At 52.6% G+C, this 26,010-nt stretch carries 17 protein-coding genes; 12 read left to right on the forward strand and 5 right to left on the reverse strand.

The window, feature by feature from the left end:
- The first annotated feature begins 25 nt into the window (after positions 1 to 25).
- From V3O24_RS11910 to V3O24_RS11950, 9 genes are all read left to right on the forward strand, one after another.
- Positions 26 to 2,668, forward strand: coding sequence for a molybdopterin-dependent oxidoreductase (locus V3O24_RS11910; RefSeq protein WP_331307374.1), 2,643 nt, complete (start codon positions 26 to 28; stop codon positions 2,666 to 2,668).
- A gap of 292 nt (positions 2,669 to 2,960) precedes the next feature.
- A complete protein-coding gene (locus V3O24_RS11915; RefSeq protein WP_331307375.1) occupies positions 2,961 to 3,557 on the forward strand; it encodes a nucleotidyltransferase family protein in 597 nt (198 codons plus the stop codon).
- Positions 3,554 to 4,342, forward strand: coding sequence for an XdhC family protein (locus V3O24_RS11920; RefSeq protein ID WP_331307376.1), 789 nt, complete (start codon positions 3,554 to 3,556; stop codon positions 4,340 to 4,342). Before V3O24_RS11915 ends, V3O24_RS11920 begins: the two co-directional genes overlap by 4 nt.
- Positions 4,343 to 4,496: 154 nt before the next feature.
- The gene (locus tag V3O24_RS11925) at positions 4,497 to 4,964 is read left to right on the forward strand and encodes a (2Fe-2S)-binding protein (RefSeq protein WP_331307377.1); all 468 of its coding nucleotides are present in this window, start codon (positions 4,497 to 4,499) and stop codon (positions 4,962 to 4,964) included.
- Positions 4,961 to 7,309 (forward strand): xanthine dehydrogenase family protein molybdopterin-binding subunit, encoded by a 2,349-nt coding sequence (locus tag V3O24_RS11930; protein WP_331307378.1) that lies wholly within the window; start codon positions 4,961 to 4,963, stop codon positions 7,307 to 7,309. Before V3O24_RS11925 ends, V3O24_RS11930 begins: the two co-directional genes overlap by 4 nt.
- 381 nt (positions 7,310 to 7,690) lie before the next feature.
- Positions 7,691 to 8,242: a DUF4912 domain-containing protein gene (locus tag V3O24_RS11935; RefSeq protein WP_331307379.1), complete on the forward strand. Its 552-nt coding sequence runs from the start codon at positions 7,691 to 7,693 to the stop codon at positions 8,240 to 8,242.
- Between the two features lie 5 nt (positions 8,243 to 8,247).
- Complete coding sequence (locus tag V3O24_RS11940; RefSeq protein WP_331307380.1) at positions 8,248 to 9,894, forward strand: 1,4-alpha-glucan branching protein domain-containing protein; 1,647 nt, start codon at positions 8,248 to 8,250, stop codon at positions 9,892 to 9,894.
- A 172-nt stretch (positions 9,895 to 10,066) separates the two neighbouring features.
- On the forward strand, positions 10,067 to 11,572 hold the full coding sequence (locus V3O24_RS11945; RefSeq protein ID WP_331307381.1) for an endonuclease/exonuclease/phosphatase family protein: 1,506 nt from the start codon (positions 10,067 to 10,069) through the stop codon (positions 11,570 to 11,572).
- Between the two features lie 118 nt (positions 11,573 to 11,690).
- Positions 11,691 to 13,283: a phospholipase D-like domain-containing protein gene (locus tag V3O24_RS11950; protein ID WP_331307382.1), complete on the forward strand. Its 1,593-nt coding sequence runs from the start codon at positions 11,691 to 11,693 to the stop codon at positions 13,281 to 13,283.
- A 65-nt stretch (positions 13,284 to 13,348) separates the two neighbouring features.
- Here the strand turns inward: V3O24_RS11950 and glgA are convergent, their stop codons facing one another.
- Entirely contained in the window at positions 13,349 to 14,782 is a 1,434-nt protein-coding gene (glgA, locus tag V3O24_RS11955; protein WP_331307383.1) for a glycogen synthase GlgA, read from the reverse strand.
- Between the two features lie 194 nt (positions 14,783 to 14,976).
- Positions 14,977 to 17,151 (reverse strand): 1,4-alpha-glucan branching protein GlgB, encoded by a 2,175-nt coding sequence (gene glgB, locus V3O24_RS11960; RefSeq protein ID WP_331307384.1) that lies wholly within the window; start codon positions 17,149 to 17,151, stop codon positions 14,977 to 14,979.
- 91 nt (positions 17,152 to 17,242) lie between these two features.
- Between glgB and glgC the strand changes: the two genes are divergently transcribed.
- From glgC to malQ, 3 genes are all read left to right on the forward strand, one after another.
- Positions 17,243 to 18,523: a glucose-1-phosphate adenylyltransferase gene (gene glgC / locus V3O24_RS11965; RefSeq protein ID WP_104423650.1), complete on the forward strand. Its 1,281-nt coding sequence runs from the start codon at positions 17,243 to 17,245 to the stop codon at positions 18,521 to 18,523.
- Complete coding sequence (locus V3O24_RS11970) at positions 18,513 to 20,207, forward strand: glycoside hydrolase family 57 protein (RefSeq protein ID WP_104423649.1); 1,695 nt, start codon at positions 18,513 to 18,515, stop codon at positions 20,205 to 20,207. Before glgC ends, V3O24_RS11970 begins: the two co-directional genes overlap by 11 nt.
- A 163-nt stretch (positions 20,208 to 20,370) precedes the next feature.
- Positions 20,371 to 21,870: a 4-alpha-glucanotransferase gene (gene malQ, locus V3O24_RS11975; protein ID WP_308472014.1), complete on the forward strand. Its 1,500-nt coding sequence runs from the start codon at positions 20,371 to 20,373 to the stop codon at positions 21,868 to 21,870.
- Between the two features lie 52 nt (positions 21,871 to 21,922).
- Here the strand turns inward: malQ and V3O24_RS11980 are convergent, their stop codons facing one another.
- The 3 genes from V3O24_RS11980 to V3O24_RS11990 all read right to left on the reverse strand — a co-directional run bounded on the left by V3O24_RS11980 (position 21,923) and on the right by V3O24_RS11990 (position 25,920).
- A complete protein-coding gene (locus V3O24_RS11980; RefSeq protein WP_104423647.1) occupies positions 21,923 to 22,792 on the reverse strand; it encodes a quinoprotein dehydrogenase-associated putative ABC transporter substrate-binding protein in 870 nt (289 codons plus the stop codon).
- Between the two features lie 123 nt (positions 22,793 to 22,915).
- A complete protein-coding gene (locus V3O24_RS11985) occupies positions 22,916 to 24,772 on the reverse strand; it encodes a methanol/ethanol family PQQ-dependent dehydrogenase (protein WP_104423646.1) in 1,857 nt (618 codons plus the stop codon).
- 422 nt (positions 24,773 to 25,194) lie between these two features.
- On the reverse strand, positions 25,195 to 25,920 hold the full coding sequence (locus V3O24_RS11990; RefSeq protein ID WP_331307385.1) for a UDP-2,3-diacylglucosamine diphosphatase: 726 nt from the start codon (positions 25,918 to 25,920) through the stop codon (positions 25,195 to 25,197).
- Positions 25,921 to 26,010 lie beyond the last annotated feature (90 nt).

Raw genomic sequence — 26,010 nt, forward strand, 5'->3', positions numbered from 1 at the left:
CCTACTTACATTCAAGCCGTTTTTAATGAATACAACCGTACAAACCACTTGTCCTTATTGCGGCGTAGGCTGCGGCATCAGCGCGAAGATCGATGAAGCCCATCATCACCTTAAAATCAGCGGCGACGCCACGCATCCGGCTAATTTCGGGCGGCTTTGCTCCAAAGGCTCCGCGCTCGGCGAAACCGTCGAACTGAAAGGCCGGCTGTTGCAGCCGAAAGTTTACGGGTGCGAAACCAGCTGGACGGAGGCGCTGGATCTGGTCGCCGATTCTTTTATTAATACTATTCAAAAATACGGTGCGGACGCGGTAGCGATTTACGGCTCCGGGCAATTGCTGACCGAAGATTATTATGTCGCCAACAAGCTGATGAAAGGCTTTATCGGCAGCGGCAATATGGATACCAACAGCCGCTTGTGCATGTCGTCTTCGGTCGCCGGACATAAACGCGCCTTTGGCTCCGATACCGTGCCGGGTTGTTATGAGGATTTGGAATTGGCCGAGATGATCGTGCTGATCGGCTCCAATGCCGCCTGGTGCCATCCGGTCAGTTTTCAGCGGATACGCGCGGCCAAGGAATCTAACCCTAAGTTAAAAATCGTCGTGATCGATCCGCGCCGCACCGTCAGCTGCGACATCGCCGATTTGCATTTGCCGTTGGCCAGCGGCAGCGACGCCGCCTTGTTTAACGGATTGCTGCATTTTTTAAGCGGGCAAGGCGTACTGGACCAAGCTTATATAAAAGCCCATACCGAAGGCTTTGAGTTAGCCCTGAATGCCGCCTGTATCGATATTGAACAGGTTGCAGATACTTGTCGGTTAGACAAAGACGACCTGCACCGCTTTTACGAATGGTTCGCCAGCCATGAAAAAGTCGTCAGCCTGTACAGCCAAGGCATCAACCAATCGTCATCCGGCACCGACAAAGTCAATGCGATTATCAATTGCCATCTGGCGACCGGCAGAATCGGCAAGCCCGGTTGCGGGCCGTTCTCGCTGACCGGACAACCGAACGCGATGGGCGGGCGTGAAGTCGGCGGCTTGTCGCACCAACTGGCCGCGCACATGGATTTTTCCAGCACCGATGACATCGAGCGGGTTGCACGGTTTTGGGGCAGCGACAATATCGCCCGTAAATCCGGTTACCCGGCCGTCGAACTGTTCGATGCGATCTATGAGGGCAAAGTCAAAGCCGTGTGGATTATGGGCACCAACCCCGTGGTCAGCTTGCCCAATGCCGATAAAGTCAAACAAGCCTTGCAACGTTGCGAATTTGTGGCGGTGTCCGATTGCATCGCCGATACCGATACTACTGCCCTGGCGCATGTGCTGTTGCCTGCGCAAGGTTGGAGCGAAAAAGACGGTACCGTGACCAATTCCGAGCGGAGGATTTCACGGCAACGGGCATTATTCAAGCCCGCAGGCGGCGCCAAGCCGGACTGGTGGATTATCACCCAAGTGGCGCGGCGCATGGGTTTCGAGCAGACGTTTCATTACCAGAGCCCGGTGGAGATTTTTCGCGAACACGCCCGGCTGTCCGGTTTCGAAAATAACGGGTCGCGCGATTTCGACATATCGGCGTTTGCGGACATCGCCGGGCAGGATTACGAGCGATTACAGCCGATCCAATGGCCGGTTAACCAGGCCTATCCGAAGGGCAGGGCCAGGTTGTTCGATGACGGTCGGTTTTTTACCGAATCCGGCAAAGCCAAATTTATCGCCGTCACGCCGCGCCCGCCGGTCAATCCGCCGGACCAGGATTATCCGCTGATTTTAAATACCGGCCGCCTGCGCGACCAGTGGCACACCATGACGCGCACGGCCATTGCGGCGAAGTTAAATCAGCACAAGCCCGAGCCTTTTGTCGAAGTGCATCCTGACGATGCGCGGCGTTATGGCTTGGTTACCAACAGCCTGGCAAGCATAGAAAGCCGTTGGGGAACCATGCTTGCGCGGGTGCAGGTTACCGACAGCCAGCTTCCGGGCAGCCTGTTCGTTCCGATGCACTGGACCGAACAATACGCCGGCCGCGGACGCATGGGCGCGTTAGTCAACGCGATAGTCGACCCGATTTCCAATCAACCGGAAAGCAAGCACACGCCGGTGCGGATCAAAACCTATCAACCCGCTTGGCAAGGCTTTATCCTGTCCCGCCGCGAGCTGGGCATCGACGCGCCGGATTATTGGGTGAAAATCAAAGGCGAACAGGTTTACCGTTATGAATTGGCCGGGATGACGCTGTCCGAAAACTGGCAGGATTGGGCGAAAAACAATCTCTGCGACAACGATGGCGCAGCGCCCCAGTGGCAGGAATATCAAGATCCAGGCCGGGGCAATTACCGGGCCGCGCGTATCGTGAACAATCAGCTCGAAAGCGTGGTTTTTATCGCCGCCGAGTCTGCGCTTCCCGAGCGCAACTGGCTGGCCGGGCTGTTCGAAAAAACAGAGCTGGAAAAAGCCGAACGCATGGCGTTATTGACCGGCAAGCCACCCGTCGGTCAAGCCGATGTCGGCACTATCGTTTGCGCCTGCTTTAATGTCGGGGAAAAAACCATACTTGCAGCAATCAGGGAACAAGGCCTCAAAACCCATCAGGAAGTCGGACGTTGTCTAAAAGCCGGAACCAACTGCGGCTCTTGCGTGCCGGAGATTAAGGCGTTGTTGTGAGGAGCCTGTACATGCGCTCGTTGCGTAGCACCCGAAGCGCGGGGACAGGGATGCGCCGAGAGCACCCACAGTAGGCGCTTTAGGCGACGCAAAAGAAGGTAACTCCCCCCGTCGGGTTCCAACCATCGCCGCTGTAGCGATACATTTTTCTTGTCCCCAAGCTGACTTCGTCTAAATGAAGAATCTTGCTAATCGGAGGGGGCGGTGATAATGTCCTTGCCCTGATTCACGAGAGCCCAGATAGATTTATGATTGCCCCTACATTGCCCAGCCGAAGCGGCCATTTAGACTGATGGATTCGATTGTCGGTATCTTGCTGGCCGCCGGAGCCGGCCGGCGCTTTGGCGCGGACAACAAACTGACCCGTAGCTTGCCCGATGGCGATTTGGTGGCGGTGCGAGCCTGCCGCAACCTGTTAGCGAGCACGGACAAGGTGCTGGCGGTGGTGCGGCCCGGCGGCGGGGAGCTGACCGCTCTATTGCAGGCCGAGGGCGCGGAAGTCCGGGTTTGCTCCGACGCCGAGCAAGGGATGGGAGCGAGTCTTGCATTCGGTATCCGGGCCTGTCCCGACGCCGCCGGCTGGCTGATCGCGCTGGCGGACATGCCTTGGATAGAGCCCGCGACCATCGGCAAGGTGGCGGATGCGCTTCGCTCGGGTGCGCCCATTGCCGCGGCCTGCTGGCAAGGCCGACGCGGACACCCTGTAGGTTTTTCACGAAATTTAGGCCCGGAACTGGCCGCGTTGGGCGGCGATCAAGGCGCGAAAACGGTGATTCAGGCGCATCTTGATCAACTTCGGCTGATAGATTGCGCTGATGCAGGCGTGCTTCGGGACATCGATAAGCCGGAAGATTTGAAAATCCTGACAAAAATTATAAAACCATTGTGACCCGCGATATTCTCGACCTCCAGATCGAACTGCGCATGGCGCGCCGTCCTTATGCCTTGGCCACTGTCGTGGAAATACTGGGCTCATCCTCGGCAAAACCTGCGGCCAAGGCGCTGATCGACCTCTCCGGCAAGGTCATTGCCGGCTGGGTCGGCGGCGGTTGCGCGCAATCCCTGGTGTCCGGTGCGGCGCTTGAATGTCTTGAAACAGGAGAACCTCGCGTGATTGAAGTCGACTTGAATGACGAAGTTTTCGGCGCGGGCATGCCGTGCGGCGGCAGCATGCGGGTGTATGTGGAACCGGTCTTGCCCAAGCCGGTACTCTGGCTCATGGGACATGGACGCATCGTGGAAAGTCTTTGCGAATTCGCCAGCCGCTTAGAGTTCGAGGTGGTTGTCAATGACCCGCAGGCCACGGCGGAGCGCTTTTCCTCCGCTGAGAGCATCATCAGCGACGATTGCCGGTATCAGCAATTGCAGCCGCAAACGGGCGATTTTGTAGTGATAGCGACCCATCACAAGGGCGACTACGACTCTCTAGCCCGCGCTGTGCAATCCGAAGCCGCGTATATCGCGCTGGTTTCCAGTCGCAAGCGGGCGAATCTGGTCTTGGCGCGATTGGCGCAGGAAGGTTTTTCAGCGTCCGGCCTTGCCAGGGTGCGCGCCCCGGCCGGCCTGGATCTCGGCGCGAAGTCGCCTGAGGAAATCGCCTTGTCTATCGCCAGTGAAATGGTGCTGGTGCGGCGAGGCGGCTGCGGCGAGTCGTTGAGCAAGGCGCTGGAATAATCATACAGCCGAGTAAAATCCTGACACGAACCTCGGCTTAGGCGCCTTTACTGGCCGATCCAAGCCCTGTAAGATTTCGTCCGACATACTTGCGGCCAGTGACACTGCGATGCGAGTGCCCTGTAGCTCTGATAACTGGAAGGAGAAATATCCGATGATTACGCTCAACATCAACGGCAAGCCCCGGCAGATCGATTTGCCGACGGATACCCCCCTTCTTTGGGCCTTGCGCGACTATCTGGGCCTGACCGGAACCAAATTCGGCTGCGGCATGGCTTTATGCGGAGCCTGTACGGTGCATCTCGACGGGGAACCCACGCGCGCTTGTGTGACGCCGATCTCGGCCGCCGTCGGCAAGAAAATCGTCACGATCGAAGCCATCGGCCAAGACGCAACAGGGCAAAAGGTTCAGGATGCCTGGTTAACGCTGAGTGTGCCGCAATGCGGGTATTGCCAGTCCGGCCAGATAATGGCGGCCACGGCGCTGCTCAAGCAAAACCCCAAACCCAGCGACGCCGATATAGACAAGGCCATGAGCGGCAATATCTGCCGCTGCGGCACCTATCCCCGCATACGCGCCGCGATCAAGCAGGCCGCCGGGTCAACGGAGCGTAAGTCATGAAAAAGTCTCTGGATAATCCCACTGTATTGAGCCCGGACGACGCCGGCCTGTATATCGCCAACATCAGCCGGCGCGCGTTTATCAAGAATTTTGCCTTGACCGGATTTGTATTGGCTGCCGGTTTTCCCTCGCTGAGCGGGGCCGACGAAACGGCCGCGCCTTCAGAAAAAGGCAAGTACGGCGCCGATGCAATGCCGCACGGCTGGGTGGATAATCCGCTGGTGTTCGTCGCGATAGCGGAGGACGGCACGGTGACCATTGTTTGTCACCGTTCGGAAATGGGGCAGGGCGTGCGCACCAGCCTGCCGATGGTGGTGGCCGACGAACTCGAAGCCAACTGGCTGCATGTACGGGTCGAGCAGGCGACCGGCGATGAATCGCGTTACGGCAACCAGGATACCGACGGCTCCCGCAGCATGCGCCATTTCTTTATGCCGATGCGCCGGGTCGGCGCGGCCGCCCGCAGCATGCTCGAATCGGCGGCGGCAGCGCAATGGCAAGTGCCGGTGCAGGAAGTCCGCGCCGAGCTGCATCAGGTCCTTCATCCCGCGACCGGCAGAACACTTGGTTACGGTCAGCTGGCCAAGGCCGCGGCAAAACTGCCGGTGCCGGATCGGGAAACCTTGCGCCTGAAGAAACCGGCGGAGTTCCGCTACATCAGCAAAGGGCGGCTCGGGATTTATGACGGGCAGGATATAGTCACCGGCCAGGCACAGTACGGCATCGACACCCGTCTCGACGACATGCTTTACGCCGTAGTGGCGCGCCCGCCGGTATTCGGCGGCAAAGTCTTGAGTTACGATGCCAAGGATGCCCTGAAGCTGCCGGGCGTGGTTAAAGTGGTCGAGCTGCCGAGCAGTCCCCTGCCTGCCGGCTTCAACCCGCTCGGGGGAATCGCCGTGATCGCCCGCAATACCTGGGCGGCTATTCAGGGACGCAAGGCGCTGAAGATCGAATGGAACAACGGGCCTCACGGAACTTACGATTCGGTGATGTACAAGGTCGAGCTCGAAGCAGCGGCGCGCAAACCGGGCAAAGTGGTCCGCAACGAAGGAGACATCGACGCCGCTTTGCAAGGCGCGGTCAAACGGCTGGAAGCCGAATATTACGCTCCGCATCTCGCCCAGGCCCCGATGGAGCCGCCGACCGCAACCGCCCGCATCGTTAAGGGGAAATGCGAAATATGGACCTGCACGCAGGCTCCGCAGGCATCCCGCGACAGCGTGGCCAAATGGCTCAAGCTGCCGGAGGACGATGTTACGGTGCATGTCACCCTGTTGGGCGGCGGTTTCGGACGCAAATCCATACCCGACTACGTCATTGAAGCCGCGCTGTTATCGCAGGCGATGAACGGCAAGCCGGTCAAGCTGACGTGGACGCGCGAGGACGACCTGCACCACTCTTATTTCCACACGGTTTCAGTCGAGCGGCTGGAAGCGGGCCTGGATGCCCAAGGTAAACCGGTAGCGTGGCTGCACCGAACGGTAGCGCCGACCATTTCGTCCACTTTCGGCCCCGACAGCAAGCACCAGATGCCGATCGAACTCGGCATGGGCGTTATCAATGCGCCCTTTGCGATTGCCAACCTGCGCATCGAAAATCCGGAGGCCGAAGCGCATACCCGCATCGGCTGGTTTCGTTCGGTGTCCAATATCCCGCATGCTTTCGCGATCCAGTCCTTCGTTGCCGAATTGGCCGCTACGGCGGGACGCGATCCTAAGGATTTCCTGCTTGAGCTGATCGGCCCGCCGCGGCGCATTGATCCGAGCACCCTTGGCGACAGCTGGAATTACGGGGAGTCGCCCGAGGCCTACCCGCTGGACACCGGACGCCTGCGCCGGGTGATCGAAACCGTTGCGCGCGAGACGGGCTGGGGACGCACCTTGCCCAAGGGCGGAGGATTGGGCTTGGCGGCTCATTACAGCTTCGTCACTTATGTTGCGGTTGTGGTCGAGGTAGCCGTCAACGGCGACGGCGAATTGAGCATTCCCCGCATTGACGTGGCGGTGGATTGCGGGCCTCAGGTTAATCCTGAGCGCATCCGTTCGCAGATCGAAGGCGCCTGTATTATGGGGATCAGCCTGGCGACGCTGGGCGAAATCAGCTTCAAGGAGGGAGCGGTGGTGCAGGATAACTTCCATGCCTATCAACTCACCCGTATGGATGACGCGCCCCGCGAAATCCGGGTTCATCTGCTGCCCGCGACCGAGTTCGATGCGCCGCTCGGCGGCGTCGGTGAGCCGGGCGTCCCGCCCATTGCGCCCGCATTGTGCAACGCGATTTTCGCCGCTACCGGCCAACGCATCCGCCAACTGCCTATCCGGGATCAATTGCGCAAAGCCTGAACACGTTGGTTAAGTGCAGCCCCGTAGCCGGACATCGCAGAAAGACCTGGAACGGGGCTGTAGACTAATGATGTTGGACGGGTTCAATCTCGATAAGCAGCCGATCAAATCGCCTTAGGGGACGGCCGTTATAATCGACAAGCATTTATTCCAAGTACGCGGCGCGCTTCGGCGGTAATTAAAGCGGCACACTGGACCCTACGGAATTTACTCCGTATACTTGGACGAGCCTGCTTTTTGGGTTTTCTTTGAAAGATAACTTGGGAAGAAAGAGGCGGGTGTAGGGAAGAAATTCAGATAAGGTAATCGTAACGCTTAAGGCCGGCAATGACGTTTTTGCACTCAGAGTACCATTCCAAATTCAATCTATCGGCAAAAGACATGCTTGAGATCAGTCGGGAAATCAGTCGGGATTTTACGCCATGCTTTTCAAGCCAGATGCCGGAGCGTGTCGAAAAAATAAGGCTTACGCCGAGAGAACTCTTGGATATTGGCAAGGAAATCAGCCGCGATTTTGCGCCGAAAGTGTCTTGCAGCAAACCGGAATTGATATTGTTGCCGGTCGATCCCGAACATCTTCATGCGTATTGGAATCTTGGCGAAAGCCGGGAAACGCCCGAGCCTGATGACGGGCTTACTCTAAGAATCTATACCCAAGCCGAGGAAGACAGCGCCGATACCGGCGAAGCATTATGGTTCGACGTAGCCGTCGACAGCCCCAATACCCAGCAACAAGTGACTTTGCCAAGCCCGGTTGAGGAAACGGTTTATTCGGCCGCGATCGGCAAACAGGGTGCGGACGACAGCTTTATCGTTTTGGCGCAGTCGAATATTATTCATGCTCACCATGGACAGGCCCAGCGGCATCAAGACTCAGAGAACTCCACCTCTTGCCTGAATAAAAATGCCTCCGGTCTAGGCATCAGCAACTAAACATCATGACAAACAGCTTACCGCGTACCGGGCAGGGATTCCTGAGTATTATTCTTCACGCGCATCTTCCGTATGTGCGGCACCCCGAGCATGACAGTTTTTTTGAGGAGAACTGGCTGTTCGAAGCCATGACCGAATGCTACCTGCCGTTGATCGGCGTGCTCGACCGCTTACATGCGGATAACGTCGATTACCGTCTGACGCTGTCATTGTCGCCGACGTTGATCTCGATGCTGCGCGACGACCTGCTGCAAACGCGTTTCCTGAAATACCTGCATAGCCGGCTGGAATTGGCCGAGAAGGAAATCATCAGGACCCGCGAGCAGCCGGCGTATCAAAAGTTAGCGCGGCTGTACCGGCGCTTTTTTCTGAATGCGTTGGACACTTACCAGAATCGCTATCAAGGCGACTTGCTGGCGGCTTTTATAAAACATCAGGCCACCGGCAAGCTTGAGTTGATAACGACTGCCGCGACCCACGGTTTTTTGCCGTTGCTGAATGTCAGCGAAACCGCAGTCCGCAACCAGATCAATACCGGCATCGCAACGTTTAAGGCCTCGACAGGCAACGCCCCGAGCGGTTTCTGGCTGCCCGAATGCGGCTATTATCCGGGGCTTGAGACGGTGCTCGCCGATGCCGGGATCAAGTATTTTTTCGTCGATACGCACGGCGTTATGGATGCAAGCGAGCAGCCCCGCAACGGCGTTTATGCGCCACTTGATTGCGGCAACGGTGTTGCGGCGTTTGCGCGCGATCCCGAGTCGTCGAAGCAAGTCTGGAGCGCTAAAGAAGGCTATCCGGGCGATTTTGACTACCGCGAATACTATAGCGACATCGGTTTTGAGCGGGAGCTGGATTATATCGCGCCCTATATTCTGGACCGGGAAACCCGCATCAACACCGGAATCAAATACCATCGCGTGACCGGCGGCAACCTGCCCAAGGAAATTTATAATCCGAGACAGGCCAAGGCGAAGGCGTATCGGCATGCCCAGGACTTCATCGATAAACGCCGGGGCCAAATCGACCGGCTTGGCGCTACGATGGACAGGCCGCCGGTTATTGTCGCGCCTTACGATGCGGAACTGTTCGGCCATTGGTGGTTTGAAGGCACGCATTGGCTGGAATGCGTGCTGAGATTGGCAAGCGAAAAAATTAGCAGCATTCAGCTGATCAGTTGCGGCGAGTATTTAACACAGCAGCCGTCGCTTCAGGTCGCCACGCCAGCCGCATCCACCTGGGGCGATCAGGGTTACTCCGGTTACTGGATCAATGAAACGAACGACTGGATTTATCCCTTGCTGCACAAGGCCGAGCTGGATATGGAAAAACTGGCGAACGACGTTAAGGGATTAGCGTTGACCCCGCTGCAAATACGGGCGTTGAATCAGGCCGCCAGGTCGATTCTGCTGGCGCAAGCTTCCGATTGGCCGTTTATCATGAAATCGGGTACAACCATCGACTATGCGAACAAGCGCATTACCGATCACCTGGCCCGGTTTAACTATTTGCACGACAGCATTCGCAAGAACAGGCTCAACGAGCGTTATCTGACCGCTTTGGAGATCATGGATAATATTTTTCCTGACATTGATTTTCGGGATTACAATCCTTCAAATGTAAGTGCCGGTTATAAACCTGATAAGCATTAACTTAAAGTAGAACACCACGAACGACTGCATGGATGCAGAAGGTAGAGCAATGCAGGAGCAATTGCCTAGACACAAAGTTTTATTTTAGTTTTTCTTCGTGTCTCCGTGGTGAATCAAGCCACTACTTTTCTTTTCGATCTGTCGCGCGGACCAGTAATAACGGAGACAAAGGATGGACAAAATCCAACTGCTGTATGTTGAAAATGTGATTACCCGAAAAAAAACCGGCGTTCAGCAGACCTTGGTTTTTTTTATGCAGGTGGAAAGCTCAAGCTACGACAAACGGATTGACGTGCTTTGGGCGGGTGAAGACGGCGACTGGCAAACCCTGCCTGCAAACTATCACAGCAAGCTGGAGCACGATCAGGAATACTGGCAGGCGCAGGTCAGTTTTCAGCTCAGCCCGGCCAAATCGCTGCCCGGCAATATCCGTTTCGGGCTTCGCTGCCGGACCTCGGCGGGCGAGTGCTGGGATAACAAACAGGGCTTAAATTATTCCAGTCAGGCCGACTCGGGCATCAAGGTGGCTTGCGCTGTTCCGGTTTTAAACACAGGTTTTACTAACAAGCTGGAAGACGGGCAAAAAAATATTCCTATCACCGTGGCGGTGGACAAATTTATTGATGCCGACCAAGTGACGGTGCACTGGACGACCGATAACTGGCGGCATACCCATAAAACGCCCTGCCATTTTAAAAGAACCTACTGGGATAAAGAATCGCTCAGCAATGCCAGGAATCCCAACCAGTACGGGGTTGCAGCCTGGAAAGGCTGGCTCAGGATAGGCCAGGCTTTTCGCTTGGAATACAGCATCTCGCTTGAACGCCACGGCCAGGTTTTTTGGGACAATAACCGCGGCAAAAACTACTCGCTCAGCCGCGAGCCGCTGAAGGTCTTGATTCTTAACCTGCATTGTTACCAGGAAGACAATCAGGATTATAAATTCTCCCAGATAGCCAAGGCGATTGACGAACTGAATGCCGACGTCGTCTGTCTACAGGAAGTAGCGGAACTTTGGAATGGCGGGGCAGGGGATTGGGCGTCCAACTCCGCCAGGATAATCAACGACCGATTGCCTACGCCGTACCATATCCACACCGACTGGTCGCATCTGGGCTTTGACAAGTATCGCGAAGGCGTCGCGATTCTAAGCAAATATCCGTTCGTCAAGCAGGATGCCCGGTATGTGTCGGACAGCCATGATGCCTACAGCATCCACTCCAGAAAAGTGGTCATGGCCCAAATCAAGGCCCCTTACATGGGCCGGGTTAATGTTTTTTCGGCGCATTTAAGCTGGTGGGAAGACGGTTTTGCCGGGCAATTTAAACGGCTGTGCGAGTGGGCCGAGACGCAACAGTCGGCGCATGTCGGCGCCACGTTGCTGTGCGGCGATTTTAACATTGCCGCCGGGTCCGAAGGCTACCATCTGGTGGTCGATGGCCACCAATATGACGACCAGTATCTGGCGGCCAATTCAGAAGGCGTGTTTGAAAAAATATTCAGGGTGAACGATCCGCATTGGCAGGATTATCCTAGCGATGATTACCGTATCGATTATATTTTCTTGAATAAAACCAGCGAGCTGCATGTCACTTCGGCGAGGGTTTTGTTTACCGATCAGGATTACGGCCGGGTTTCCGATCATTGCGGTTATTTCATGACCTTTGAGCCTAAATGAGAAATTGTAAGCGGCTTACAAGGTATTCGCATGGATTGTATTATCGTCATCCCGGTAATCCCTGCCGGGATGACACGTTGTTTAGATGCCTATGCCCTTTTATCATGGAGATAAACCTATGCAGATAGCCGAACACTATGCCTCGCCCACTCACGGAAACCTGGGCGGCTCTTTCCAGAGAGTTAACGATTTCAACGACAAATTCTATATCCGCTGGGGAAAAATAGATTTCGATGTGTTCTACGGCGTTCAGGCCAATGTAAAGGTTATCTTAAAAGTCTACCGCGATGCGGTCTGCGAAACCTACATCGTCGATACCGACGCCTATGACATTCAGTGGGACCGCCACAAACGCTGCACGCGGGATTTTTATATCCACCCGTTTTCCAGCAACTTCGGCCAGATCAATTGCGTTAAGTTCGCTTTTATCGTGCATCTGGACGAGCACTCGATTGCCTCCCAAAACGAATATATTTTCATGGACTGGCACCAGCTCCAGGGAGACAGCCCGCAGTACCGAAGGATTACCGGCGATTGGTCGACGCCTAGCAGTTATCGGGCCTATGAGCTGAATGCCGGTGAATTGCAGAGCGATGTGGATTGGTACAACCATCATTTTGAAGCCTTGCAGCTGGTGCCCAAATTCACCAAGGGACAGCAATACCATCCTTACCATCCGAAGCGCTATATTCACGACCTGATCGACAAGGTTATCCGCTGCAAGCACGAGAATCCCGGGCGCTTATGCACGATAAAAGTCAGTGTCGATTGCATAGACGATTATGATTTTACGACGCATTTGCTGCACGCCGGCGATCAGGGGGTGTTGGTGCAGTGCATCGTCGATTGGCGAAAAATGACGCTGACCAACAGTCACAACTATGCGCGCTTAAAGCGTTCCCGGATCGAGTTGATCGGCGTGTTTTGCAGTCCCAAGCATCATCTGATCGAAGTGGAGCCGGATATGCACACCAAGTTCATTATTTTTAATGACGAGGATTGCATACTGGGTTCGTTCAACATCACCTTCGATCGCTGGTGGGCCAACTGGGAATCGGGCATGACTTTCCATTCCAAAGGCATCTGCAGACTGCTGGATAACATCTTCCAAAGCCAGCGCGGCGGCGTCAACCAGAAATACGGCATCGATCCGTTGAGTCATTTCAACCTGCTCTATACCTTCGGCCGGCATGTGATGCTTAACGGCAAACCCTATCGCCCGCATCACGCGATATTGGCCGAAATCAACCGCGCCCGATATTCGGTTAAAGTGTCGTTATTCCTGATCGGCGATTTGTTGGGTGATCACCACGACAGCGCGGTCAATGCGTTGATCAATGCCCATCACCGGGGCGTCAACGTTCATATCCTGCTGAACGGGCATCTGGCCAGACAGGGGCGTATCGGCGTGGAGCGGCCGATGGCGGAAGAGCTGGCCAGGCCGTTGCTGCCGACAGTGGACCGGCTAAAGTATGCGGGCATTTCGGTCGGCCTGGTTTACGGGCAAGACGATCATCCGGTGCCGTATTCGCCGATCCATTCCAAATACTGCATTATTGACGACTACATCGTTATTGAAGGCAGTTTCAACTGGTACAACACCTCGGTTTTTTCACACGACCTGCTGGTCGTGGCCGCCAATTACGAAGTGGCAAAGCCTTATCTGTATGAGTTTGAGCAAATACGGCGGTCGTTTAGAGTGTATTACTGAGCCGGTTTATGTGTGAACGATCGAATACCGAAAGGTACGCATAGCGTACCCTTGCGGCTTGCCCGCTACAGATGACTGTACAAAGTCATGTATTGCTGGGCGCTTGTGCTCCACGAGTAGTCTCTTTTCATGCCGGTGGTTTGCAGCTGTTTCCAGGTTTTAGGGTGGGTATACAAAATCAGCGAGCGTTTAATCGCTTCCATCAATGCCGCAGGGCTTGCTTCATTAAACACAAGGCCTGTCGCGGTTTTGTTGTCCAGCGTTTCCGGCACCGCGTCGACGACGGTATCGGCCAGTCCGCCGGTTTTTCTGACGATGGGTATGGTGCCGTAGCGTTGGCTGTAAATCTGGTTTAAGCCGCAGGGCTCAAAGCGCGAGGGCATCAGGAATATATCCGCCCCTGCTTCAATCATATGCGCCAGCGTTTCGTCATAACCGATGGTGACCGATATTTTGTCGGGGTGGCTTTCGGCAAAATTATGCAGGCGTTGTTCAAAACCTTTGTTGCCGTTGCCGAGCAGTACAAATTGCAGCCGGTGGGTCAGCATCTCGGGGAGGCATTCCAGTATCAGGTCGATGCCTTTTTGTTCGATCAATCGGCTGATAAGCCCGAATACGGGGATGCTATCGTCAACGGGCAGGGATAGTTTTTCCTGTAGCGCCGTTTTGTTGAGCCGTTTTTTGGTTAGCGTTAAATGATTATAGGTTTGGCTGATGTTGGTGTCGGTTTCCGGGTTCCAGTGGTCGGTATCTATGCCGTTGATAATGCCGCTCAGAAAGTCTTTGCGGTGGCTTAACAGGCCTTCCAGGCCGTAGCCGAACTCGGCGGTTTGAATTTCCTTGGCATAGGTCGGGCTTACGGTGGTGATGCGATCCGAATAGACCAGGCCGCCTTTAAGGAATGACAGCATGCCGTAATATTCGATACCGTAAGGATTCCAAAGTTGGCCGGGCAAATTCAAGGAAAGGTAAGTCGCGCTGGGGAATATCCCCTGATAAGCCATGTTATGTATTGTAAAAACGGTAGCGGGCCTGCTGTATTCCAAAGACAGCAGCGCCGGGACCAGTCCGCTTTGCCAGTCGTTGCAGTGAACGATGTCGGGCTTCCAGTCCAGATAGCTCCGGTTCATTGCGACTTCTACCGTGACGCGGCAGAAAAGGGCGAAACGTTCGGCACTGTTGGCCCAGGGATTGCCGTGTTTATCATGATAGGGATTGCCCGGAACATTGAAGAATTCCGGGGCGTCTACCAGCCACACGATGACGCCGGTGCCCGGCAGCCGGGTTTCCAGGATATTCACCGCGTAATTATTGACATAGATAGTGCTTAAGTAGCGAATTTCTTCGGTCGTTTTGATGGCTTGATAATTCGGCATGATAATGCGCGCATCTTCGCCCAATTCGACGAGTGCTTTGGGCAGACTGCCGGAAACGTCAGCCAGTCCTCCGGTTTTAATCAGAGGATGCGTTTCACTGGTGACAAAAAGTATTTTTTTCATGGTCTTGCTTGTTTTATTAAAGGATAACTACTCAACAGATGTTAGGTTTGTTATCGAACACCGGATGATATTTTCAAGGCTAAAGGCTAAAGGCTAAAGGCTAAAGGCTAAAAATTGGAACGTTTTTTAAATTTAGATGCAAACTTTTTCGCCCTTCGCCCTTCGCCCTTCGCCCTTCGCCCTTCGCCTAAAACCTATAATTTCAAAATTACGGCGCCTAACGGAGGTAAGGTAAGGCTGATAGAGTAGGGCTGATTCATCCACGGCGTAGGTTCCGACAATGCTACGCCGTTGCCGACATTGCTGCCGTCGTAGTAGCCGGAATCGGAATTGAATATTTCCGTATAGGCGCCTTCCAGAGGCACGCCTATCCGGTATTCTTCGCGGGGTACCGGGGTAAAGTTGAGTATGACAATCAAGTCTTCATTTTCGGTTTTGCGTCGGTAACTGATGATGGACTGTTGCACATCATGGCAATCGATCCAGTCAAAACCGTGATGATCGAAATCATGCTGGTACAAGGCCGGGTGCTTTTTATAAAGATGGTTCAGGTCTTTTACCAGCGTTTGTATGCCTTGGTGATGCGGGTAGTCCAGTACATACCAGTCCAATGGCCTGTTAAAGTTCCATTCGGAGCCTTGCCCGAATTCGCAGCCCATAAACAGCAGTTTTTTGCCGGGATAGGTGTACATCAAGGTGTAAAGCAGCCGGAGATTGGCGAAGCGTTGCCATTCGTCCCCCGGCATTTTGTTGACCAGGGAGCCTTTGCCATGCACGACTTCGTCGTGGGAGAAGGGCAGGCAGAAGTTTTCGGTAAAGGCATAGAGCATCCCGAACGTGAGCTGGTCGTGATGATATTTGCGGTGTATCGGCTCCTGGCTCATATAGGCCAGCGTGTCGTGCATCCAGCCCATATTCCATTTCATCGAGAAGCCCAAGCCGCCGGTCCAGGTTGGCCGGGTTACTTGCGGCCAGGACGTGGATTCTTCCGCCATCATCACCGTGCCGGGGTGCTGGTCGTGGGTGACGGTATTGAGTTCCCTCAAGAAATCGATCGCTTCCAGATTTTCGTTGCCGCCGTACATATTCGGAATCCAGTCATTCTCGTTGCGGGAATAATCCAGATACAGCATCGAGGCCACGGCATCGACCCGCAAGCCGTCGAGATGGAATTCCTCCAGCCAGAACATCGCGCTGGCCAGCAAAAAGTTTTTAACTTCGTTGCGGCCGTAGTTATAAATCAATGTGCCCCAGTCGCGGTGTTCGCCTTTGCGCGGGTCTTCGTGCTCATAAAGCGCGCTGCCGTCGAAACGGGCCAGCGCAAAGCTGTCTTTGGGAAAATGTGCGGGTACCCAGTCCAGGATTACGCCGATGCCGTTTTGATGGCAGGTGTCGATGAAATAGCGGAAATCGTCCGGCGTGCCGTGACGGCTGGTCGGGGCGAAATAGCCGGTGGTTTGATAACCCCAGGAGGCGTCCAGCGGGTGTTCGGTGACCGGCAATAACTCAATATGGCTGAAGCCCATCTCCTTGACATAGTCGACCAGCTGTACGGCCAGTTCGCGGTAATTGAGGAAATTGCCCAGATAATCGCGGCGCCAGGAACCTAAGTGAACCTCGTAGATAGACATGGGTTCATGCAGCCAATTGTGGCGGACACGGTCATCCAGCCATTGCTGATCCTGCCACTCATAGCTGTTTTCATGGACAACAATGGACGAGGTATTGGGTCGGAATTCAAATTGCTGGCCGTAAGGGTCGGTTTTTAACAGAACCTCATGGGTATTGCGGTTTAATATCTCAAATTTATAGAAACAGCCGGCTTGCAAATCCGGTACGAACAGTTCCCAAATGCCGCTGCCGCCCAAGCTGCGCATCGGATTGCAACGTCCGTCCCAGCGATTGAAATCGCCGACTACGCTGACCCGTCCGGCATTGGGCGCCCAAACCGTAAACAAAACCCCGGCAATGCCGTCGACGCTGTGCAGATGTCCGCCCAATTTTTGGTAGATATGCCAGTGCTTGCCTTCGCCGAATAGGTGTTGGTCAAATTCCGGCAGTTGCGGACCGAAATCATACGGGTCGTAGTTTTCGTGGCTGTTGCCGTCTTTATCGATCCAGGACAGGCGGTAATGAGCCGGCAACCGGCCGGGTTCGGCGTTATATTCAAAAAAGTCGGTATCCGGTATCCGGTTCAAGGCCGCGCCGTTGTGAGTGAAGCCGACCGTTTCCGCGTAAGGCAGGTACACTTTAACCTGAATGTGATCGTTCTTGGGGTGGCGGCCTAAAATTGAAAAAGGATCATGATGTTTGGCTTCCATGATTTTTATAGCATCTGAATCAAGTGCGTTATTAGATTGCTTTTTCACTATGAATAGCCTCGGTGTAGTGGAATAATAGTTGCGTGAATGTTACCAAACACATCAAGAGTTGTCAGTCTATTCCACATGGAGATGAAAAATGTCAGCGTCAAGTAATCATAAGTATGATCATAATGTCAGCCAGTTAACCCGCAATACCATTGCATTAATACTGGCCGGTGGCCGAGGTTCGCGGTTAATGAATATGACCGATTGGCGCGCCAAGCCGGCTGTACCGTTTGGCGGCAAGTTTCGGATTATCGATTTTCCGCTGTCGAACTGCATGAACTCGGGGATACGCAAGATAGGCGTTTTGACCCAATACAAGTCGGATTCGCTGATCAGGCACATCCAGCAGGGCTGGGGGTTTTTACGCGGCGAATTTGGCGAGTATGTCGATTTGATGCCGGCCCAGCAACGGCACGACGAGAATTCCTGGTATAAAGGAACAGCTGACGCTATTTTCCAGAATATTGATATTTTGCGTAGCCGTAGCCCTGAACATATCCTAGTGCTGGCCGGTGATCATATTTATAAAATGGATTACGGCGCGATGCTTGCCGATCATGTTGAAAAAAAGGCCGATTTGACGATCGGCTGTATCGAAGTCTCGCTACAGGATGCAACCGCTTTCGGCGTGATGGATGTCGATGAAAACAGGCGGGTCAGGGCTTTTGTTGAGAAGCCGGAGCATCCTCCGGTTATGCCGGGCAGAACGGACACTGCGTTGGCATCCATGGGTATTTATATTTTTAATGCCGGTTTCCTGTTTGAACAATTGCTAAAAGATGCCGACACCAAGAGCTCAAGCCGGGATTTCGGCAAGGATATTATTCCGGCGGTTATCGATAAATATGTCGCCAACGCTTACCCCTTTTTGGATTTGCAAAGCGGGGTGCAAAGTTACTGGCGCGATGTGGGGACCATCGATGCATACTGGGCGGCCAATATGGAATTGATTGGCGTAAAGCCGGATTTAAATTTATACGATAAAACCTGGCCTATCTGGACCTATCAGGAACAAACACCGCCGGCCAAATTTGTTTTCGACAGCGACAAGAGACGGGGCCAGGCAGTTGACTCTATGGTTTCCGGCGGTTGCGTGATTTCCGGGGCGAAAGTCAGGCATTCCCTGCTATTTTCTAATGTCCGCGTTAACTCATACACAACGTTGCAAGACACCATTGTTTTGCCGGAAGTGAATATCGGCCGCCATTGCCGCATTACCAAAGCGATTATAGAGAAAGGCAGCGAAGTCCCGGAAGGCACCATCATCGGCGAAAACAGGGCCGAAGATGAGAAAAGATTCCATGTGAGCCCCGGTGGAGTCGTTTTGGTTACGCCGGACATGCTGGGACAAAGAAGACATTATGTCAGATAAAAGAAAACTGAAACTGGTCTTGTGCTGGCATATGCACCAGCCGGAATACAGGGATTTACAGACGGGGGAATTCAAGCTGCCGTGGACCTATCTGCATGTTATTAAAGACTATGTGGATATGGCGGCGCATCTGGAAGCCGTGCCGAAGGCCAAGGCGGTGGTGAATTTCGCGCCTATACTTCTGGAACAAATCGAGGAATATGCCCGGCAAGTCAACGGCTATTTGCATGACCGCATTTCGATTACCGATCCTTTATTGGCGGCTTTGGTTAACCCGAGTATTCCGGCGGATCCTGAAGAGCGCATGAAACTGGTTAAAGACTGCATGCGTGCGAACAGGGAACGGCAAATCAACCGTTATCCGACCTTTAAAAGATTGATTGAAATGGCCGAATGGCTTGAGCAGCATTACGACTCTTTGACGTATGTCAATTCTCAATTTATCAGCGATATTCTGGTTTGGTATCATTTGGTTTGGATGGGTGAAACGATAAAGTTGGCGGATAGCCGAATAAAACGCCTGATAGAGAAAGGCTCCGGCTATACCATGCACGACAGGATTGAAATTGTAGAAGTCATTGCCGAGCAGCTGACCAGTATTATCTGTAGATACAAGGCATTAGCCAGAAAAGGGCAGGTTGAACTTTCCGTGACGCCTTACGCCCATCCTATCATGCCGTTGTTGCTGGACTTGAACTCCACCCATGAGGCTATGCCGAGTGCTCCTTTGCCTGAGTTGGATGCCTATCCGGGAGGCAAGGAGCGCGTATGGTGGCATCTTGAAAAGGGCGTGCAGACGTTTAAACGGTTTTTTGGTTTTGAGCCTAAAGGATGCTGGCCTTCGGAAGGCAGCATCAGTGAGCAGACCTTAAAAATATTGGGTGACTTCGGTTTTGATTGGGCGGCTAGCGGCGGGTCCGTGCTGCATAATAGTTTGAATCTTCCTGAAAACGCCAAACACACAGGGATTCATCATCCTTTTAAACTGAAAAAAACCGATATAGCCTGCTTTTTCCGGGATGACGGCTTATCCGATCTTATTGGTTTTGAGTATTCAAAATGGCATGCCGATGATGCGGTCGGCGATTTGATCCACCATCTGGAAAATATTGCCATGCATGAAGCCGGAGACAAGGTGGTTTCAATTATTATGGACGGCGAGAATGCCTGGGAGTATTTTCCTGCTAATGGTTATTACTTCCTCAACGGCCTGTATCATCGTCTGGCCGATCATCAGGCTATTGAATTAACGACTTTTTCGGAATGTCTGCGCAAGAATGTTGACGTTAAGCCGCTGTCGAAAATGGTTGCGGGCAGTTGGGTTTACGGCACTTTTTCGACCTGGATAGGCGATGCGGACAAGAATCGAGGTTGGGATATGCTCGGGGATGCTAAATGGACGTTTGACAAAGTCATTGCCGCCGGTAGGTTAACGGATAAACAAGCGCAACAGGCCGAGCTTCAGTTAGCCGTTTGTGAAGGGTCCGACTGGTTTTGGTGGTTTGGCGATTATAATCCGGGCGAAGCGGTCAGCAACTTTGAGAAACAATTCCGGCTTAATTTGGCTAATTTGTATCGATTGCTGGGTGAAGATCCCCCCGCTTATCTGGCGATGTCATTTACCCAAGGTTCCGGCGCTCCGGCTATGGGAGGAGCAATGCGTCCAGGCGTCGAGCTTGTATGAAGCTAACATATTTGGCTGATTAAAATTGAAAGTTGTATGAAAGCTATAACAGGTAAAGTTATTAAAGCCTGTTGTAAAGGGCATAATGGATTTGGCTTTTGGCAATCCGGCCGAGTCTGCCGCGCAGTGTTAGCCGCGTTCCCATAAAGTTAGCATTTGCTGAATAGTTACCACAAACAAGAGATCATTAAGAGTGAATGACGTCTTAAATAAACGCCGCGCCGGCATTCTTTTGCATATTACATCGTTGCCGGGTGCGGGCCGTCAGGGTGATTTGGGGCAGGAAGCTTACCATTTTGTAAAGTTTCTGCATGATTCGGGGGTGAGCGTATGGCAAGTTTTGCCTTTAGGCATGACCCATGCGGATGGTTCGCCCTACCAATGCCTGTCCGCCCACGCCGGGAATCCTGCATTAATCAATATTGAGTGGCTGGTCAAGCGGGGGTGGCTGCACCGCACCGAGAAATGCGAAGAATGTGCCGGCAATTGCGCCACAAGGTGTCTGGTAACAAAAGCTTATTATGGATACCTGGAAAGCGCCGAACAGCGGGATAAGGAGGACTTTGAACTTTTTTGCCGGGACAAGGCGTTCTGGCTCGATGATTTCGCGTTGTTTCTGGCGCTTAGAGTTGAATTTAACCAGCAATGCTGGAACCAGTGGCCGGAGCATTTCAAGGAAAGAGATGCAAAAGCCATAAAAGAAGCGCGTCGCCGGCTAAAAACACAAATTGAATGTATTAAATTTGAGCAATATGTGTTCTTCCGGCAATGGCTGGAATTAAAAGTCTACGCCAACCGGCATGGTGTTTTTTTATTCGGCGATATTCCTATTTTTGTGTCTTATGACAGTGCCGATGTCTGGGCGCATCGTGAGGTTTTTAAGCTCGATAAATCAGGTGAGATGTCTGTTGTGGCCGGTGTGCCGCCCGATTATTTTTCTGAAACAGGGCAGCGCTGGGGGAACCCGCACTATAACTGGGACCATCTGGAGAACACCGGATTTCATTGGTGGGTCGAAAGGATGGAAACCCAGCTTGAGTTGTTTGATATTATTCGGATCGATCATTTCCGGGGACTTGAAGCCGCCTGGGAAATACCCGCCAATGAAGATACCGCAATTAATGGCGTTTGGGTTAATGCGCCGGGCCAGGCGTTATTAAATGCAATAAAAGCCGAGCATGGGTCGATTCCGTTGGTTGCCGAGGATTTGGGTATTATTACACCCGAAGTTGAGGCGTTAAGGGATGAGTTTGGTTTGCCGGGCATGAAGATCTTGCAGTTCGCATTTGGCGACGGCCCTGATAACCCTTATTTGCCGGACAATTATGAGAAAAACTGCGTTGTTTACACCGGTACTCATGATAATGACACAACGTTAGGCTGGCTGCAGGGTATTAGCGATGATGCTAGGAACCACATTTACGATTACCTCGGCAGGCCCGCTATGCCGCTGCATTGTGCGTTAATTCATGCCGCATTGGCATCGGTTGCAAACCTTGCGGTCATTCCGATGCAGGATATTCTGGAATTGGGGTCTGAGCATCGTATGAATACTCCAGGTACAACTGTGGGTAATTGGAAGTGGCGTTTTCAGTGGGATCAGTTGTCACATGAACGGGCGGTCAGATTTGCGTATCTGGTTGGCTTGTTTAATCGTAAATAAGGTTTTCGTAGGGCGGCCGGCCGGGCCGCCCTTGAATATAGATTAATTGGGGTCAATCGTCGTCTTTGCGAACAGCCTGTTTAGGGAGCGGTAGCAACGGAAAGTTGTAACCTGCCATGATGGCCCGAATCTTATCCGCTTTATCCGCTATCAGCTTGTCAAGAGCCTCTTTTCTTGCTTTATCGCCATTGCGAACGCCCATCGCCATCGCAAATTCGAATTTCATGTCCGGTGTTGATTTCATCGGGATCATTGAGTAACTGTTTTTAGGGCTTTGCGCAACGACATAGCCCGCCATAGGTCCCCACAGAATAACCATATCAATCTTCTTCGCTTTAAGATCCTTTTCTATCTGCATGGCGACATTATTTTCGCCGTCGCCCGACATCGATTGATAAGGGATGCCCACATCGAGCAGACCGTTTTTTTGCATCCAGGTTGTGCCGGGGCCGCGGTCAAACATCGCAATTTTTAATGCCTCCTGTCTTTTTAGCGGCAGATCGGCTAATTGGGCGGCATCGATAATATCATCCCAGCCGCGTCCTTTGGCGATTAACAGCACATAAGTCGACTGGTAGTACGGAGAGGTTGTCAAGGTAAGCTCGTAACCTGCCGGAACGCCCATAATGACGTCACATTTATATTCATTGCTGTCCACATCGGTGTCTTTTAACGGCGCATTTAACGTGTTGCGGATAAAGCCGATGCGTTGCGGCAACCATGTGTATTCAACGGTCTGTCCCAGTTCTTTGGCAAACAGTTCGGCGATTTTGTTTTCAAAGCCGTCTTTGTTTTTTGTGGAATAGGGCGGATTCAAAGGGTCGGCGCAGACTTTGAATTTTTCTTCTGCTGTGGCGGAAAAGCTGATTGCGGCTAGAAACAAGATGGCGAAGTATGCTGTATGTTGAGGTAAGGTCCTCATTAAGATCTCCTTGTGTGAATCAAACAGTAAGGGGTCATAGTTTACTGGATAAAGAGGCAAAAAAAAGCCCCGGTTGATAAATCAACCGGGGCTTTTAATTCACAATCTAAAAATCAGATCGATTTAGTTGCTGGGTAATGTAAATACAGTTAATGTACCGCCCAGTTTAGTGAAAGAGCTTAAGCTTCTGTAAGCGCCCACAGCGCCCAAACCTTCGGAGTTTGAACTTGCTTCACCGCTGTCAAGGCCGGCAGCGATACCGATGCCAGCCCAGCCGCCGATACCTGAAAGAACGCCAACATATTGCTTGCCGTTATATTCCCAAGTATTAACGTTGCCGATGATGCCGGAAGGTGTTTTGAACCGATAGAGTTCTTTACCTGTTTTAGCGTCAACCGCTTTCAGGTAGCCTTCCAGAGTACCGTAGAATACTACGCCGCCGGCAGTTGCAACAGAACCTGACCAAACAGAGAATTGTTCTTTGTTAGACCAAGCGATTTTACCGGTTTTGGCGTCATAAGCTGTGAACTGGCCCAGGTTGGTTGTGCCGTCTGGTTTGCCGGTCATAACGTCCGCGCCGGCAGGCATCATAGTCAAAGTAGCGCCAACGTAGGGTTGACCCGCTGTGTATGATACTTCGAATGGTTCGTAGTCCATGCACAAGTGGTTGCCTGAGATATAGAACAAGCCGGTTTGTGGAGAGTAAGAAACCGGTTGTTGGTTTTTACTTCCTAACGCAGCAGGGCAAACGCCTTGTGTGTTAACGTCTTCGCCGTTTTGCTCAGTACTGTATTTAGATACAACTTGTGGACGGCCGGTGTTCATGTCGACATGAGTTGCCCAGTTAACTGATTTGTCGAATTTTTCAGCAACAAGCAGTTCGCCGGTTTCACGATCTAACGTGTAGCCAAAACCGTTACGGTCGAAATGCACGATAGTTTTGTGCATTTTGCCTTTAACTTCTTGGTCAACCAGAACGGTTTCGTTGATACCGTCAAAGTCCCACTCATCGTGTGGAGTCATTTGGTAAACCCATTTAACCGCACCGGTGTCGGCGTCACGAGCCCATAATGACATGGACCATTTGTTGTCGCCAGGACGTTGAACCGGGTTCCATGTAGATGGGTTGCCTGATCCGTAGTAAATCAGGTTCAATTTAGGATCATAGCTGTACCAGCCCCATGTCGTGCCGCCGCCGATTTTCCATTGGTCGCCTTGCCAAGTGCTAGTGCTTGAGTTTTCGCCAACCGGAGTGACTTTGCCGTCTTTCCAGGTGGTTGTCTTCTTGGGATCAATCAGTGTGTCTTTATCAGGACCCATGCTGTGGCCTTTCCAGACCAGCGCGCCGGTATTGATGTTGTATGCCGCCAAGAAACCGCGAACACCAAATTCACCACCGGAAATACCGGTTAAAACAGTATCTTTAACAACTAACGGAGCCTGTGTGTTGGTCATGCCCAGTTTAGGGTCGCCGTTTTGTACGCTCCATACGCGTTTACCGGTTTTAGCGTCCAGTGCAGTTAAAACGGTATCGGATTGTTGCAGGAAGATTTTGCCGTCGCCATAAGCCAAACCACGGTTGACAGTGTCGCAGCACATAACAGGAATAGTTACGTCAGCATCTTGAGTCGGCGTGAATTCCCAGATTACGGATTGAGTTTTTTGATCAATTGCGTAAACAGTGTTAGGGAAAGGTGTATGAATGTAAAGAACATCGTTAACAACCAAGGGGCCGCCTTCGTGGCCACGCAAGACGCCTGTAGAAAAAGACCAGGCTGGTTGCAGATTTTTCACATTGCTGGTATTGATTTCGCTTAGCTTGCTGTAACGAGTACCTGCGTAATCACCACCCCAAGTTGCCCAGTTGGCTGGGTTTTGGGTCAGTTTTTCAACTTCGCTGTTAGCAGTTGAAACTGCTGGCGCGGCTAGAATAGCAGCCACACTGGAAGCAAGCAGCCAACTTTTCAAAGGCTTCTTCATATTATATTTCTCCTGGTATTCTGTTAATTTGACAGAATAGTGATTGTGTTTTTTAGGACTAATATTAGTTTTTAGGGTGTTTTTCATGTTCCATGGATACAGGAAATTTTCACTCTAGGGGCCTAAATTTAATGATTTTGCCCCAAAAGTCAACTTTTATAGGCGTCGATGCGGAGTGATTTTCTGTAACGTTTTGATAAAACACAGGGTGGCCGGTCATTGCTCCTGCATCCGTGCAGCCGCTACGAGGGCTTTAGATTTTCAGGATATTTCGTTACAGATGCGGTTGAGCGACACGTCATTGATTTAATTGTCGCCGAGGAGGAAGAGGAGGTTCTACAAAGATTGTATTTGTAATAGTGCTCGAATTAAAGTCGCTGAATTTATTTTTGACTTTTATCTATGTAAAACAAATAGACAGGTTAAATGGCTTCGATGTGGTAGCCGTTGCTGTTCCAGCATAATACTTCGGCCGCATGCTTGCTCCATGCGGAAAGAACAAAGCGCTGTGCGGGTTGTCCGTCTATTTCAAAGTCATGGATAGCGGGACGGTGCGTATGCCCATGAATCAAGCGCAGGCAGCGTCGCTTGCGCATAACGTTGATCACCGTGTCCTGATTGACATCCATAATGTCTTGGGACTTCCGGCGTTTGTGGAAATAACTGCGGACACGATACCAGCGTGCCGCCAGCAGCCGTAAAAACAAGGGCTTTGACAACACGGATTGTTGCCATTCCAGGGTATGGGATTTGGCGCGGAATGCCTGATAAGGCCGGTCATCGGTACACAATAAATCGCCGTGAGTTAACAGCGTCGGCGTGCCATGCAAATCGATCACGGCGTACTCATCGAGAAGTATGACGCCGGTATCCTCGGCAAACCGCTTACCTAGCAGGAAATCGCGGTTGCCTTGCTGTAAATAAACCTGAGTGCCTGAATCGGTCAGCTGTTTAAGCTGTTTTCGGATCGTGTTGTTGGGTGGAGTAAAGTCGTCGTCGCCTATCCAGGCATCGAAAAGATCGCCCAATATATAAACCGCGGCTGCTTTGGGCGCTCTATCGCTAAGGAATGAAAGAAACCGGCGGGTGATTTCAGGCTTTTCCAGGGAAATATGCAGGTCTGAGATGAATAGGATTTCTTGATTCAAAGGCGAGTGAGAGGCAAAAGGGCAAAAGGGCAAAAGGGCAAAGGGCAAAGGGCAAAGGGCAAAGGGCTAAAGACGGGGGGTGTGTCGGCA

The organism is Methylobacter sp. Wu8 (assembly GCF_036440755.1).
Classification (GTDB): Bacteria; Pseudomonadota; Gammaproteobacteria; order Methylococcales; family Methylomonadaceae; genus Methylobacter_A; species Methylobacter_A tundripaludum_A.

Coding starts and splice junctions, on each gene's coding strand:
- V3O24_RS11910 (WP_331307374.1), top strand. CDS start 26: ATGAATACAACCGTACAAACCACTTGTCCTTATTGCGGCGTAGGCTGC.
- V3O24_RS11915 (WP_331307375.1), top strand. CDS start 2,961: ATGGATTCGATTGTCGGTATCTTGCTGGCCGCCGGAGCCGGCCGGCGC.
- V3O24_RS11925 (WP_331307377.1), top strand. CDS start 4,497: ATGATTACGCTCAACATCAACGGCAAGCCCCGGCAGATCGATTTGCCG.
- V3O24_RS11930 (WP_331307378.1), top strand. CDS start 4,961: ATGAAAAAGTCTCTGGATAATCCCACTGTATTGAGCCCGGACGACGCC.
- V3O24_RS11935 (WP_331307379.1), top strand. CDS start 7,691: ATGCTTGAGATCAGTCGGGAAATCAGTCGGGATTTTACGCCATGCTTT.
- V3O24_RS11940 (WP_331307380.1), top strand. CDS start 8,248: ATGACAAACAGCTTACCGCGTACCGGGCAGGGATTCCTGAGTATTATT.
- V3O24_RS11945 (WP_331307381.1), top strand. CDS start 10,067: ATGGACAAAATCCAACTGCTGTATGTTGAAAATGTGATTACCCGAAAA.
- V3O24_RS11950 (WP_331307382.1), top strand. CDS start 11,691: ATGCAGATAGCCGAACACTATGCCTCGCCCACTCACGGAAACCTGGGC.
- glgA (WP_331307383.1), bottom strand. CDS start 14,782: ATGAAAAAAATACTTTTTGTCACCAGTGAAACGCATCCTCTGATTAAA.
- glgC (WP_104423650.1), top strand. CDS start 17,243: ATGTCAGCGTCAAGTAATCATAAGTATGATCATAATGTCAGCCAGTTA.
- V3O24_RS11970 (WP_104423649.1), top strand. CDS start 18,513: ATGTCAGATAAAAGAAAACTGAAACTGGTCTTGTGCTGGCATATGCAC.
- V3O24_RS11980 (WP_104423647.1), bottom strand. CDS start 22,792: ATGAGGACCTTACCTCAACATACAGCATACTTCGCCATCTTGTTTCTA.
- V3O24_RS11985 (WP_104423646.1), bottom strand. CDS start 24,772: ATGAAGAAGCCTTTGAAAAGTTGGCTGCTTGCTTCCAGTGTGGCTGCT.